We start from the raw sequence: 13,665 nt of genomic DNA on the forward strand, positions 1-13,665 counted from the left end.
GAGAAGTTAAAAGCGTTATGAAGAACAAAATATATTATAGGCCTGAAGTGGATGGTTTACGGGCTGTCGCAATTCTATTCGTTTTAATCTATCACGCAGGCTTCTCTTATAATGGGGAGGCTATCCTTAAGGGGGGATATATAGGTGTAGATGTCTTTCTAGTTATTTCAGGCTACTTGATATCCTCTATATTAATTAGAGAGGTTAAGGATGGTGAATTTAGCTTGTTGAAATTCTATGAAAGACGTTTTCGAAGAATATTTCCTGCATTAATCTTTGTTTTATTAACAACGGTTGTTGTTTTTTATTTTGTTCTTCCTCCTAAGGCGTTAAAAGAGTTCTCTCTATCTGCCTTATCTACACTTTTCTTTTCTGCAAACTTCTTTTTTTATTTTGAAGATAGTTACATGGCAGAAGCTAGTCAACTTAAGCCATTGTTGCATATGTGGAGTTTAGCGATTGAAGAGCAATATTATATATTTTTCCCTTTTTTGATATTGTTGCTTACCAATAAAAGAAAGCTTGTATTTTTAGGTTCTATATTTTTATTGTTTTTTATGTCTTTGCTTTTTTCTACGCATATGGCAACTGCTAACTCAGAAGCAAATTTCTTTCTTCTACCATCTAGGGTTTGGGAGTTTCTTGTTGGTACAGTTATTGCGTTTAACACTTCGTATCTGATTTTTAAAAAGAAGTCATATATATATGATATAGTCTCTTTAATTGGCCTTTCCTTAATTTTTTCATCTGCGATTTTTTTTGATTTTCAGACTAAGCATCCCTCTTTCTATACCCTGTTTCCAGTTTTGGGTTCTGCTTTGATTATATTATTTTCGAATAATTCGATTTTATTTAATCGTTTTATCTCAAGTAAATTGTTGGTTTTTATAGGGCTGATTTCCTATTCTCTATATCTTTGGCATGTTCCTGTTTTGGTTTTTGGTAGGTATTTAGGCTATCTTGATAATAATTTAAATAAATTTACATTTTTGTTTTTTTCGTTTTTTCTTTCGTTGTTCACCTTTTATTTTGTTGAAAGTGTATTTAGGAGCAAGAAAAATTTTACGATGAAAAAACTTTATTTGATATTTTTACCTACATCGTTTTTGCTATTTATTTTTCTAGTATTTTTTGTTTTTACAGGAGGTGCAAACTATCGATATTCTAATATAGACTTTGATGCGGCAAAGCTATCAAGCGAAAGAAGAGATTACGTAAAGAAAAATAAAAGTAAGGTTTTTCAAGATAATGGCTTGAAAAATATAGTAATTGTTGGCGACTCCATGTCAGAGGGTTTGTTTATTTCCCTGAAATCTTCTGATTGGGGTAAAGGTAAATTTAATGTTCAGCCTTTACCATTTGATGATACTTGTTTTATGGCTTGGTATAATTTTGATAGATTTGAGAATTTAGTTGAGGCATCTCCTTATATATATAGGAGGTGTGATGTTAATAAACTCAATCGTCTAAAATCGCATTCTTTGATTGAGAATGCAGATATTATTATAGTTTCGGCTGCATGGACAAATTTTAGCACATCATTACTACCCGGATTTATTGACTATTTGCATCGTGAATACTTACCTGATCGTGTGATTTTGATTCAGAGGCAGGTTTTTAAAGGAAAAATTGAGGATATGCTTATAGAGTATGCCTCGAAAGAAGTTGACTTGAGTGTTGGTGAATTTTTATATAAAAATCGAAAGCCAGACCAAGTAGTAGTAGATCGTCTTAAAAAAATATCTATAGAAGAAAATGCCGAATTTATTGATTTATCTGGTCTTGTATGCAATGTATCTGATGGTTGCATATATAAGGCTGAAGATGAATCATTATATATCGATCATATACATTGGAGTGTTAAAGGCGCTGAACTTGTTGGGGAGAAAATTATAGATGAGGATGTCTTACTCTCAGATTATATCGATAGGTAATTATATTAAAAAGTATTAAGTTGATTTTTGGGCATTCAAATGAATATATCAAAGCGTAAAGGAATTATTTTAGCTGGAGGAAGCGGCACCCGCCTGCATCCGCTGACATTGGCGACTTCTAAACAGCTCATGCCAGTCTATGACAAACCCATGATTTACTATCCGTTATCGGTGCTAATGTTATCTGGCATTAGGGAAATCCTGATTATTACTACGCCAGAAGATCAGTCTAGCTTCCAATATCTTTTGGGAGACGGCAGTCAGTTTGGTGTAGAGTTAAGTTATGAAGTGCAGCCTTCGCCAGATGGCTTGGCGCAAGCATTTGTCATTGGTGAGACGTTTATTGGTGATAGTGATGTTGCGTTAGTGCTTGGGGATAACATTTTCTTTGGGCAGCATTTTTCGGACAAGCTAAAAACAGCGGCAGCTCAAGTATCCGGTGCAACCGTGTTTGGTTACCATGTACATGATCCAGAGCGATTCGGGGTGGTGGATTTTGATGCGACGGGTAAGGCCATTAGTATCGAAGAAAAGCCCGCTAATCCTAAGTCTAACTACGCAGTAACTGGACTGTATTTTTACGATAACGATGTCGTAGACATTGCAAAAGCTATTAAGCCATCGGAGCGTGGTGAATTAGAGATTACCGATGTGAACTTGGCCTATTTAGAGCGTGGTGACTTGCAAGTGTCATTACTGGGGCGCGGATTTGCTTGGCTAGATACTGGCACTCACGATTCTTTGTTAGAGGCTGGTCAGTTCGTTCAAACCGTAGAGCATCGTCAGGGCTTGAAGATCGCTTGCTTGGAAGAGATTGCATACCGACACGGTTGGATTACTACTGAAGAATTGAAAGGTGTTGGCTCTTCGATGAAGAAAACTGGCTATGGGCAGTATCTACTTAAAGTGGCAGATGGATATCAGTAGCTCTAAGATTGAAGGATAATTATTATGAATATTATTAAAACATCGATTGCCGATGCTGTGATCATAGAGCCTAAGGTCTTTGGAGATGAGCGTGGTTTTTTTCTTGAGACATTTCAGGCCGAACGTTACGCTGACGTAGTAGGCATCGATCTTCCATTCGTCCAAGACAATCATTCCCGCTCTTGTAAGAATGTATTACGCGGGTTGCATTTTCAAAAGTCCAAGCCACAAGGAAAGCTTGTACGTGTGGTTCGAGGAGAAGTGTTTGATGTCGCCGTCGATATTCGTAAAGGCTCGTCGACCTATGGTCAGTGGGCTGGTGTCTGTTTGAGCGAAAACAATAAGCGTCAGTTTTGGGTGCCGCCAGGCTTGGCCCATGGATTTGTTGTCTTATCTGAGGTTGCTGACTTTGAGTACAAGTGCACGGATTACTATGACCCGTCTGATGAAGGGGCGTTAATTTGGGATGACCCTGATGTGGGAATCAAGTGGCCTGAAGGTATTGAGCCTATTCTGTCTACTAAAGACCAATTGGCGTTACGGTTAAAAGATATTTAGAAGAGCGTAGTAGCAAACCATGCGAATTTTATTAACAGGTAAGAATGGTCAATTAGGTCGTTGCTTTCTTGATGTAGCAAGCTCTGAACATGAGATATATGACTTCGGCTCTGATCAATTGAATATCTCAGATCCGAGCCAAGTTGCTGAGCGTATCGCTCAGGTTAAGCCTGATATCATCGTTAATGCAGCGGCTTATACCGCTGTTGATAAAGCAGAAGAAGAAAGTGAGCGTGCCTATGCAGTTAATGAATTAGGCGTGAAATATCTAGCAGAGCAGGCAGTTTTGCTAGATATCCCTGTTATTCATGTATCAACAGACTATGTTTTTGATGGAAAGGCTGTTATGCCTTACCTGCCTAGCGATCAAACGAATCCACGAGGTGTTTATGGTGCGTCGAAGTTAGCAGGTGAGAAGGCTTTGGCTGTTGTAACGACAAAATATATCGTGTTACGTACTGCATGGGTGTTCAGTGAATATGGTAACAACTTTGTGAAGAGCATGATTCGTTTGGCGAAAGAGCGAGATTCTCTTAATGTGGTGGCGGATCAGTATGGTTGTCCTACCTATGCTGGAGATCTCGCGGTTGCGATTAAAGAGCTTTGTGAGCAATACCAATCGCAAAACGAGCTTCCATGGGGGATTTATCATTATTGTGGTGATACACCCGCTAGCTGGCATGGTTTTGCACGTACGATATTTGCTTTAGCAAAAGAGCGTGGCGTGATTGACAATATTCCGAAGTTGAGTGCAATTAGTTCAGATCAATATCCGACGCCTGCTAAACGGCCTGAATATTCTGTGTTGAATCTAGAGAGCCTTCATAAGTTAGGGGTTCAAAAAAGTCAGTGGATAGATTCTTTGAACCAAGTATTGATAAGGTTGATGTAATGAGTTTGACAGTGATTATCCCTACCTATAATGGTGGATGTTTGTGGAAAGAGTCTGCTAAAGCAATCTCAACCCAGTTAATGAATATTGATCAAATCAAAGTTATTGATTCTAGTTCAAAAGACGATACTAGAGAGGTTGCTAAGAGCTTTGGTTTTGACGTTTATGTGATCGATCAAAAGGATTTTGATCATGGTGGAACGCGATCTATAGCTTTAGAGGGGGTCGCTACTGACTTAGTTGTTTTTCTTACGCAAGATGCCTTGTTGAATTCAAATGATGCGATTTCTAAACTGATTGCAATTTTTGATGAGGCAGATGATATTGTATGCGCATACGGTAGGCAGCTGCCACATATAGATGCGAACCCTCTCGCTCAACATGCTAGATATAATAGCTATAAAGAACAAGGCTACGTTACAGGGTTAGATGATCACTTTCCAATGGGGTTTCGAAAAGCATTTATATCTAATTCATTTGCTGCATATAGAACCGATTTTCTTAGATCAATTGGAGCGTTTCCAAAGCACTTGATTTTAGGTGAGGATGCTTATGTTGCAGCGAAAGCATTGAGCGCTGGAAAGCGTGTTGCGTATGTAGCAGAGTCTCATGTTCTTCACTCTCACAACTATTCTACTTTCGAAGAGTTTAAACGCTATTTTGATATTGGCGTTTTTCATACCACTCAATCTTGGATGGTTAAACAGTTGGGAGGCGTTGAAGGGGAAGGTGTCAAGTTCGCACTAGATCAAATCAAGTATGTCATCAAACAGAATAAGTATCCTTGGGTGTTCAAATCTATATTTGCTTCTTTGGCGAAGTATTTAGGATATAAGCTTGGAAAAAAACACAAAATTCTTGGACCAAAGATTTCAAGGAAACTATCGATGTATAAAAGTTACTGGAATAGAGTTTGAATAAGGGGGCTGCGTTAAGCGGCATTCTTATGCACAAATCCTTTCCAAAAAGTCAAAAACACAATTTTAATATCCAGCCAGAGTGACCAGTTTTCTATATAGTGAAGATCAAATTCAATGCGTTTTTCTAAATCCGTATCACCTCGCCATCCATTGATTTGTGCCCAGCCAGTGATGCCAGCTTTTACCATGTGTTTTTGCATATAACCTGGTATCTCATGTTTAAACTGATCAACAAACACAGTTCGTTCTGGTCTTGGACCCACAATTGACATGTCACCTTTTAAAACATTGATAAATTGCGGAAGTTCATCAAGGCTTGTCTTTCTGATAAATGCGCCAATTGGCGTCACAGACATTGTGGTTGCTCCCCCCCATTTCACCCCATCCTTCTCACTGTCTACGGACATAGAGCGAAACTTCAGCATGTTAAATGCTTTGCCGTTCCAGCTTACTCGTTCTTGCTTGTAAAATACAGGCCCTGGCGAAGTCAGTTTTACAGCTAATGCAAGGATTAGCATTATGGGGCTAATACAAAGCAAAATAATCGAAGCTAGTACTTTGTCTTCGATAGATTTGATAAAGCGGTTTTTGCCTTCCATCATAGGGGATGTAGTGACGTTGATGATAGGCATTCCAGCGACTTCAGTCATCGACTGATTTAACAGTCTAAAGCCAAACAAGTCTGGTACCATTCGGATGATGGCGGCACTTGAATGTAGTGCTTTTTGCACATCTTGCATTGTTTCAGCCTCGCTCATAGGTAAGGCTATCCAGACTTGGTTGATTTGATATTCTGTTACCAAACGATCTAAATCCTTAATATCACCAACTACTGGCACACTTTTAGGTAAGGCTGTTTTGATCTTGGCTTGTTTATCCGTCACGAACCCTGAAACTGTTAACCCAATGTTTGGATTAAGAATTAGTTTGGCGGCAACCTGCTGACCTAGTTCGCCATCGCCCACAATCAAAATTCGACGAGCGTTAAATCCTTTGCCCCTTAGAAACCCTAGAACTTTTCTCAATGAATATCGCGCAGTAACAATGAGGATAAGTGAGCTTGTAAACCAAGCGAACGTCCATTCCCGAGAGTATGAGTCTGAAGATTGCGTTAGGAATGCGCTGAATATTAATAATCCAAATGTGATGATGTTGGCAATAATCACCGTTTTAAGCTCTGAGAGGAAGGCTGTCCCTCGCCATCCGCGATAGGCTCCAAGGGACGCAAAAGTGACCTCGGCTATCAACATTCCGAGTAAAAGGGCATTTTTATAGCCCCGTGGTAGATCGTAGCTGTTTTGAAACCACCAGAAACATGCTAACCCCGATGTAATAATGGCGATGGCATCCATAACTCGTAATGTTAGTCCAATTGATGCACTGTGTTCTTTTAATGCTTGACCAGCTTTCATTTTATAGTCCTAGAATCGGTAATACAGATGTTTAAACGACTCGATCAAAGAGCTTTTAGTTTTTCGATTACACCAATTACGATTGAATCAGACAGCATTTGGTCGTCTGACTCGCTATAGCATCTTAATTCCGGTGCGTTACCTGACGGGCGGAGGTGGATTACTGTATCGTTTGATAAAATCATTCGGAGCCCGTCTATTTCATTGAATTGTTTGATGGCTACTTTGCTTGAATCGTCAAAGATGCTTAAGAGGTTATTTTGTTCGCTTAAATCTTCTTTGAGGCATGATATATAGTGTTTGCTTTTTTCACTCGGGATATCTTTAATTCTATCGCTTGCTGTGAAGCGCATGGGTAGGCTATTCACCAGTTCACTGATGGCTTTGTTTGCCTTAAACGCCACAGCGAGTATCGCAAAAATAGGCAGAACTGAATCCCTAGTAGGGAGCGCTTCAAGTCTCTCGTTGTTTACATAAAATGCATTGCCAGTTAAAACACCGCCATTTGCTTCGTAGCCGACGACAGATGTACTTTGGTTCTCTGAAGAGAGTTGCTCCATCCCTTCGATGACATAAGGAGAGCCGATGCGAGTACGAAGTGTTACAAGCTTAGGATTAGATAACTCTAGAGCTGTATTGGCATTAATCGGGCAGCTGACATGTGTTGCTTTGAGGTATTGGGATACTAGAATTCCAACGATGTCACCTCGTAGCCATTTACCGTCTTCGTCACTGATAAGAGGTCGGTCACCATCCCCATCGGTGGATACGATGGCAGCTAGGTCATACTCTGCAGACCAAGATAACGCTTTTTGTTGATCTTCTTTTGATACCGCTTCGGTATCAATCGGAATAAAGGTGTCAGTGCGCTCTAAAGAAACTACATCTGCCCCAAAGTGGCTAAGTAAATCTTTAATGGTATCTCTAGCAACACTTGAGTGTTCGTACACCCCAATGCGTTTTCCTTTCAAAAAACCATCTGGGAAAATAGATGCATATCGTTTTTTGAATGTTTCTAGTGCTTTATAATGGATAGTTACTTCATGAGCTGAACGCCCCTGCAAAGGATTATCTATAGCAATAGAATATGAGAGTATTGCTTGTTCGTGGGCTTTAGTAATTTCACCATGTGGGGTATAGAATTTAAAACCATTACGGTCAAAAGGGATATGACTGCCAGTTACCATGATACCTGGAATTTGCTGTGTCATGGCAAAATACGCTAGTGCTGGCGTTGGTAGCTCGCCACAGTAAATAACCTCTACATTCAGGTCTTCTGCTGCTAAGATCATTGCGTTAGCAATAGAAGGGCTGCTCGGTCTAAGGTCAATACCGATAGCGACGGTTTGTGCACTAGGGCATACCTGTGTTAGAAATGCTCTAGCATAAGCGTAGTTAATTTGAGGCGTTAAGCTAGTGTCTAGGGCTCTTACTCCACTGGTGCCGAAACTTACATCTGCCTCGTTGCTGAGTTCTTTCAATGTTTTCATATACAAACTGTCCTGTGGCTATCGGCCATAGCGATCATTGAAACGAACAATATCATCCTCACCTAGGTAACTACCTGACTGAACTTCGATAAGTTCGAGAGGGATTTTACCTGGGTTTTCTAAAGCATGGATCTCACCAATTGGGATGTAAGTGGACTCATTTTCTGTTAGCAAAATCTCTTTGTCACCATTCTGGACTTTTGCTGTACCTGAGACGACTACCCAATGCTCCGCACGATGATGATGCATTTGGACGCTTAGTTTTTCACCGGGTTTCACCATGATTCGTTTAACTTGGTGGCGGTTACCTGAATCTACCGTTTGATAGGTTCCCCATGGCCTGTGAACAGTAGTATGAAATGCGTGCTCTTTACGACCTTCTTTTTGGATGCGTTTAACAATTTTTTTGACATGTTGAGCATTGTTTTTATCAATGACTAATACCGCGTCAGCGGTTTCAATAATGGCGAGATTGCTTACTCCAACTGCCGCCACTAGTCGAGACCTAGCATTGATTAGAGTATTATTAGTGTCTTCTGCCATTACATCGCCGATCAAGACGTTTTGGTCGCTATCTTTTTCTGAGAAGTCATACAGTGCATCCCATGCGCCTATGTCACTCCAATCTCCCGAATAAGGGACTACTTTTGCTTTCTTCGTTAGTTCCATTACTGCGTAATCAATAGACTCTTCGGGACATTCGGAAAAAATTGTAGTGTCTACTCTGACAAAGTCCAGATCTTGTGACCTTTTCTCGTATGCTTTTGATACTGCTTGATATATGTCTTCACGGTGTGTTTTTAGTTCTGTTAAGAATGTGCGTGCTTTAAATAAAAACATGCCGCTATTCCACAAATAATCACCAGATGCCAGGTATTCTGTTGCTTTATCAGAATCAGGCTTCTCTACGAATCGCTCCACATCAAAGTTTTGACCTGCTTTTATATAGCCGTAGCCTGTCTCTGGGCGTGTGGGCTGTATTCCAAAGGTCACCAGTTTGTTTTCTTTCGCTAGCGAAGTGGCTTGCAAAATTGCTTCTTCGAATGCATTAGTGTCGTTAATGACATGGTCTGCAGGTAAAACTAGAAGCATTGTGTCATCTGAGTTGACTTCTAGTGCTGCTAGGGTTATGGCGGGGGCGGTGTTGCGGCCAATAGGTTCGAGAACAATACGAGCGTCTTTGATACCAAGTTCTTGAAGTTGTTGTGCGATTAGAAATCTGTGATCTTCGTTGCAAACTACAACCGGTTCTGAGACATCTAAGTGTTGGGTACGTTGTGCTGTTTGCTGTAATAAGGACAAATGATCGTGAGTAAGGTTTAAGCATTGCTTTGGAAAGTGCTCACGAGATAGCGGCCATAAACGACTACCCACGCCACCAGAAAGAATTACAGGTATGATCTTCATTATAAGTCCTTTAGTACATAAATCGGAAAAGAGTTGTATCTTAAAGAAAAAGCTTAAGGTTGAAGAGTGATACTACTCTGCGAATAAGTGCTCCAGCTTATCAAAAAATAGCCAGATTAGAAATTCATTTAAATAGCCTATAAAATACTTCGATCTTAAATGGAGTGTTTCGCAATGATGTGGTTTGATCGAGGTTTGTGGTGGCTAGCTGGTTTGAGTTTGATGTTATCTTTAGTTGTTCCTAATGGCTACAGTATTGGCATGGCCATGTTGTTTTTAGCCAGTTTATTTGCCTTTTTTCTTAAGGTTACCCCTTCCCTTACTAAACAAGATAGAGCTCTTTTTTTTGTCTTAGTTACCTACTTTCTGCTTATGGTGTTATTTGTTTACTTAGATGGTTGGCATGTCAGAGAGTTAGATCGGCCTTCAAGATTTTTGTTTGTTCTCCCTGTCATGCTTTTGTTGTTAGGCCGCAATGGTCAGCGCATAGCGCTTTGGGTGGGGGTAATTATAGGCGCTTATGGTGCTTTTGGCGTTGCTGTATATGAGCGATTTTTATTGAATTATGATAGAGCGCAAGGTGGCGAGCACTCAATTATGTTTGGTGATACTTCTATGCTATTGGGTTTATTGTCTGCCGTTGCGACACTATTTTTCTTGTCTAGGCGACAATTCTTATTTTCAATACTAGCATTATTTGCCAGCATTGCTGGCATTATGGGGTCTTTGTTATCGGGCTCTCGGGGAGGGTGGGTAGCTTTGCCGCTAATTATGTTTTTTATTCTTTGGCAAAGCCGCGAACTTCTTGGAAAGAAGCTATTGTCAATGATTTGTATTGCTGGAATTGTCAGCATCACAGCCGTTCTAAATATACCTAACTTAAATGTATCCAAACGCCTTTATGATGCCGTACATAATGTTCAAGCTTATATTGATGGAAACCCAGATTCATCTGTTGGCCTGAGGTTTGAGATGTGGAAAGCGAATTTGTATTTGTTTACAACTGCACCAGTATTAGGTGTGGGAGAATACCGTGGTATGGAGCTAAAAAAGCAATTAGCGGATGAAGGAAAGATGGCGCGACCTGCCGCTCAATTCTCTCACGCCCATAATGAATATATTGATGCTTTGGGTCTACGTGGGATTGTCGGCTTTCTCGCATTAATGGCAGTTTATCTTGTTCCGCTTCGCTTATTCCTAGCAAAGATGCGTGAATACAAAGATAACTGGAATGTAAAAGCTTACGCTATGGCCGGGGCTTTAGTTCCGATGAGTTATATGGATTTTGCGTTAACACAATCGATGTTTAGTCACAATATCGGTGTAATGATGTATGTATTTCCAATAGTCTTTTTCTGGGCAGCTACAAGGTGGGCTGAGCGAGAAGAGAAAGGAGAGGTTTAGATTCAAAAGAGTAGGAGGTCGTCTCCTACTCTTTTATGTCCAGGCTAAGAACTATAACCGTTGGGGTTATTACTTTGCCAGTTCCACGAGTCGCGACACATTGCATTGAGGTCCAGTTCTACTGACCAGTCTAGGTTGTCTTTCGCTTTATTTGCATCCGCATAGAATTCTGCAATATCTCCAGCGCGGCGCGGTACAATCTCGTAAGCGATAGTTTGACCGCTCGCTTTTTCAAATGCTTTCACTACATCTAAGACACTGTAACCTTTTCCTGCGCCGAGGTTATAAGCTTCAATGGAAGGGGTTGTTTGTAGGTTTAATTTTTCCAATGCTTTGATATGGCCTCTAGCAAGGTCAACAACATGGATATAATCTCTGACACCAGTTCCGTCTTGCGTTGGATAATCTCCTCCAAAAATGCTTAGCTTTTGTCTTTTACCGACAGCAACTTGAGTGATGAAGGGCATTAAGTTATTTGGGATACCGTTTGGGTCTTCTCCAATTCGTCCACTTGGATGTGCTCCCACAGGGTTAAAGTAACGTAATAACGATATGTTCCAGCGCGGGTCGGCATTAAAATTATCTTGTAAAAATTGCTCTATCATTACTTTTGTACGGCCATAGGGACTCGTTGAAGATAGAGGAAAGTGCTCAATATATGGAATAGGGTTATCTTCACCATAGACTGTTGCTGATGAGCTAAATACAAAATTAAAGACGTTAGCTTCTTGCATGCACTCAAGTAACATGAGTGTACCAGTTAAGTTGTTATGATAGTAAGTGAGTGGTATTTTTGTAGATTCTCCAACAGCCTTTAAGCCAGCGAAGTGGATCACACTATCTATGTTATGTTTGGAAAACACTTTTTTAATGTCTGACTTGTTCAAAAGGTCATACGGGTAGAACGTTAAAGATTTCCCAGTAATTTGTTGAACTCGTTCAAGCGATACCTGATTTGAGTTAATTAGATTATCAACGACTATGACCTCATAGTTTCTTTCTAGTAGTTCTACGCATGTATGGCTACCAATAAAGCCTGCTCCACCTGTCACTAGTATTGTCTGCATCAATTGACTCCTTTTAAATATAGAAGATCATAACATAGCGCCTCTTAACGTGGCAGTCCCTGAAACTAGCGTCATTTAGACGAGAATAAAACAAAAACCGGCCTCAAATGAGGCCGGTTTTTGACGTTTGAACGTTTTATTTATAGAGCGTTCTATCGCTTCTTACTCTGCTTTCGTTTCTTCTGCAGGAATTTCCGCTTTTTCGATATCTAATAGTTCAACAACAAACTTAAGTGCAGAGTTTGCTGGAATTGGTCCTGTGCCACCTGGGCCGTATGCAAGGTCAGAAGGGATGTAAAGTTCGTATTTAGAACCTACAGACATAAGTTGTAAGCCTTCTGTCCAGCCCGGGATAACTTGGTTAAGAGGGAAAGAGATTGGCTCGCCACGTTTGTAAGAGCTGTCGAACTCAGTGCCGTCGATTAGCGTGCCTGCATAGTGTACTTTTACAGTGTCTTCTGCGGCTGGTTTATCACCATCGCCTTGAGTAACGACTTTATACAGTAGCCCAGATTCTGTTTTCTCAACACCTTCTTCAGCTTCTTTTTCAGCTAACCAAGCGTCAGACTTTGCTTTTTGTTCTTCAGCTAATTGTGCTTGTTCTGCTTGAACTTGAGCCATTTTTTCTTGTTGGAATGCTTGGATAACTTGTTGAACTTCTTCTTGGCTCATTTGAGGTTCATTGTCTTGGAAGATGTCTTTGAATCCAGCAATAAATGCATCAATATCGATATCCGTTTCATTGAAGGTTTGAGCAACATTACCACCTACTGCTGCGCCGATTCCGTATCCCAACTTTTGTTCTTTGCTGGTTAGGTCAGTTGTAGTTTCTGCGTTTGCAAAAGAAACGGACGACATAACAAGTGCTGCAATAATCGTTTTTTTCATAAAATAGTTCCATGACTTATGTGGATGTTACTTCAATATTCGAAGCATCGTAGGGTTTTTAGTTGGGGCGAATTGTTGAATTTCAACAGTATTACTAAAAGAGGTCGTAGAGAAGTTTAGTAATTTGCCTTGTGCTTTCGTATCGTAATTAGACAACGTTTTATCGCAATTTGATGACATTTTTTTGAAAAAGCCTCTAATTGGATAATCACTTACCAAAGTGACGCCTTCACCTGTACACATTTGAGTCTCAACGAATTAAAAGCACAAGGCATGATTTGGATTTTGGGTCAGGAATATTGCTTTCGCAACGGCCTTTACAATAAGGTGACGGAATTTATCAAATCGACTTTTTCTTTTCCAAAAATTTCAACATTGTACTTGGAACTACTTGAGTGAATAGAAATACATTAGTCTGCTGATGGCGTATTCGTTACTTTTTCCCATAAAAGATTAACCGCGTTTTTATCTTGATCCGTTAAGTTTTCCGCGGAAATGGTGGCTTGCAACTCGTCGTAAAAGTATTGATCAAACGTAACGCAAGCATCGCCTTCAACACTGCTGTGGAGACCAAGAAGCCCCATGATGTAGGCACAGTAGAAAAGTTCGTCGCTATCTTGAGTTGCGTGTTCGATAGCGCGAAGTTGCTCTGTCAGTTGGTCGGCACGTTCTGAGAAGTGGGTTGTCATAATGAAGCTCGTATATTGTTTGATTGTGCAGTTTGATGCGTGTTTAGAAGAGTTTTAATATAAAAAAGCCGAGAGTG

Annotated in this window: 12 protein-coding genes; 6 read left to right on the forward strand and 6 right to left on the reverse strand. The window is 40.2% G+C overall.

The genetic code is table 11. The features are described 5' to 3' along the window. The first annotated feature begins 17 nt into the window (after window positions 1–17). The 5 genes from DFP79_RS16570 to DFP79_RS16590 are packed head-to-tail and all read left to right on the forward strand — an operon-like array spanning window position 18 to window position 5,228. Window positions 18–1,934, forward strand: a complete 1,917-nt coding sequence (locus tag DFP79_RS16570; RefSeq protein ID WP_133505050.1) for an acyltransferase family protein — start codon at window positions 18–20, stop codon at window positions 1,932–1,934. Window positions 1,935–1,973: 39 nt separating this feature from the next. Continuing rightward, the gene (rfbA, locus tag DFP79_RS16575) at window positions 1,974–2,861 is read left to right on the forward strand and encodes a glucose-1-phosphate thymidylyltransferase RfbA (RefSeq protein ID WP_133505051.1); all 888 of its coding nucleotides are present in this window, start codon (window positions 1,974–1,976) and stop codon (window positions 2,859–2,861) included. Window positions 2,862–2,885: 24 nt separating this feature from the next. Then, a complete protein-coding gene (gene rfbC / locus DFP79_RS16580; RefSeq protein WP_133505052.1) occupies window positions 2,886–3,419 on the forward strand; it encodes a dTDP-4-dehydrorhamnose 3,5-epimerase in 534 nt (177 codons plus the stop codon). A 19-nt stretch (window positions 3,420–3,438) separates the two neighbouring features. Beyond that, entirely contained in the window at window positions 3,439–4,311 is an 873-nt protein-coding gene (rfbD, locus tag DFP79_RS16585; RefSeq protein ID WP_133505053.1) for a dTDP-4-dehydrorhamnose reductase, read from the forward strand. Next, on the forward strand, window positions 4,269–5,228 hold the full coding sequence (locus tag DFP79_RS16590) for a glycosyltransferase family 2 protein (RefSeq protein ID WP_243730300.1): 960 nt from the start codon (window positions 4,269–4,271) through the stop codon (window positions 5,226–5,228). Before rfbD ends, DFP79_RS16590 begins: the two co-directional genes overlap by 43 nt. A 14-nt stretch (window positions 5,229–5,242) precedes the next feature. Here the strand turns inward: DFP79_RS16590 and DFP79_RS16595 are convergent, their stop codons facing one another. Genes DFP79_RS16595 through DFP79_RS16605 form a run of 3 tightly spaced genes read right to left on the reverse strand, consistent with a single transcriptional unit; the run spans window position 5,243 to window position 9,540 of the window. Beyond that, window positions 5,243–6,643 (reverse strand): undecaprenyl-phosphate glucose phosphotransferase, encoded by a 1,401-nt coding sequence (locus DFP79_RS16595; protein ID WP_133505054.1) that lies wholly within the window; start codon window positions 6,641–6,643, stop codon window positions 5,243–5,245. Window positions 6,644–6,687: 44 nt separating this feature from the next. After that, window positions 6,688–8,133 (reverse strand): phosphomannomutase, encoded by a 1,446-nt coding sequence (locus DFP79_RS16600; protein WP_133505055.1) that lies wholly within the window; start codon window positions 8,131–8,133, stop codon window positions 6,688–6,690. Window positions 8,134–8,151: 18 nt separating this feature from the next. Beyond that, on the reverse strand, window positions 8,152–9,540 hold the full coding sequence (locus tag DFP79_RS16605; protein WP_133505056.1) for a mannose-1-phosphate guanylyltransferase/mannose-6-phosphate isomerase: 1,389 nt from the start codon (window positions 9,538–9,540) through the stop codon (window positions 8,152–8,154). 174 nt (window positions 9,541–9,714) lie between these two features. Between DFP79_RS16605 and DFP79_RS16610 the strand changes: the two genes are divergently transcribed. Next, window positions 9,715–10,944 carry an O-antigen ligase family protein gene (locus DFP79_RS16610; RefSeq protein ID WP_133505057.1) on the forward strand — a complete coding sequence of 410 codons (1,230 nt, stop codon included), beginning with the start codon at window positions 9,715–9,717 and terminating at the stop codon, window positions 10,942–10,944. A 44-nt stretch (window positions 10,945–10,988) separates the two neighbouring features. On the opposite strand, the gene galE is transcribed toward DFP79_RS16610, so the two are convergent. From galE to DFP79_RS16625, 3 genes are all read right to left on the reverse strand, one after another. Beyond that, a complete protein-coding gene (gene galE / locus DFP79_RS16615) occupies window positions 10,989–12,011 on the reverse strand; it encodes a UDP-glucose 4-epimerase GalE (RefSeq protein ID WP_133505058.1) in 1,023 nt (340 codons plus the stop codon). A 162-nt stretch (window positions 12,012–12,173) separates the two neighbouring features. Then, a complete protein-coding gene (bamJ, locus tag DFP79_RS16620) occupies window positions 12,174–12,899 on the reverse strand; it encodes a BamJ family beta-barrel-assembly machinery protein (protein ID WP_133505059.1) in 726 nt (241 codons plus the stop codon). A 410-nt stretch (window positions 12,900–13,309) separates the two neighbouring features. Beyond that, window positions 13,310–13,588, reverse strand: coding sequence for a YfcL family protein (locus DFP79_RS16625; RefSeq protein ID WP_133505060.1), 279 nt, complete (start codon window positions 13,586–13,588; stop codon window positions 13,310–13,312). Window positions 13,589–13,665 lie beyond the last annotated feature (77 nt).

The sequence above is a fragment of the Marinomonas balearica genome (genome assembly GCF_004362145.1).
GTDB classification, from domain to species: domain Bacteria; phylum Pseudomonadota; class Gammaproteobacteria; order Pseudomonadales; family Marinomonadaceae; genus Marinomonas; species Marinomonas balearica.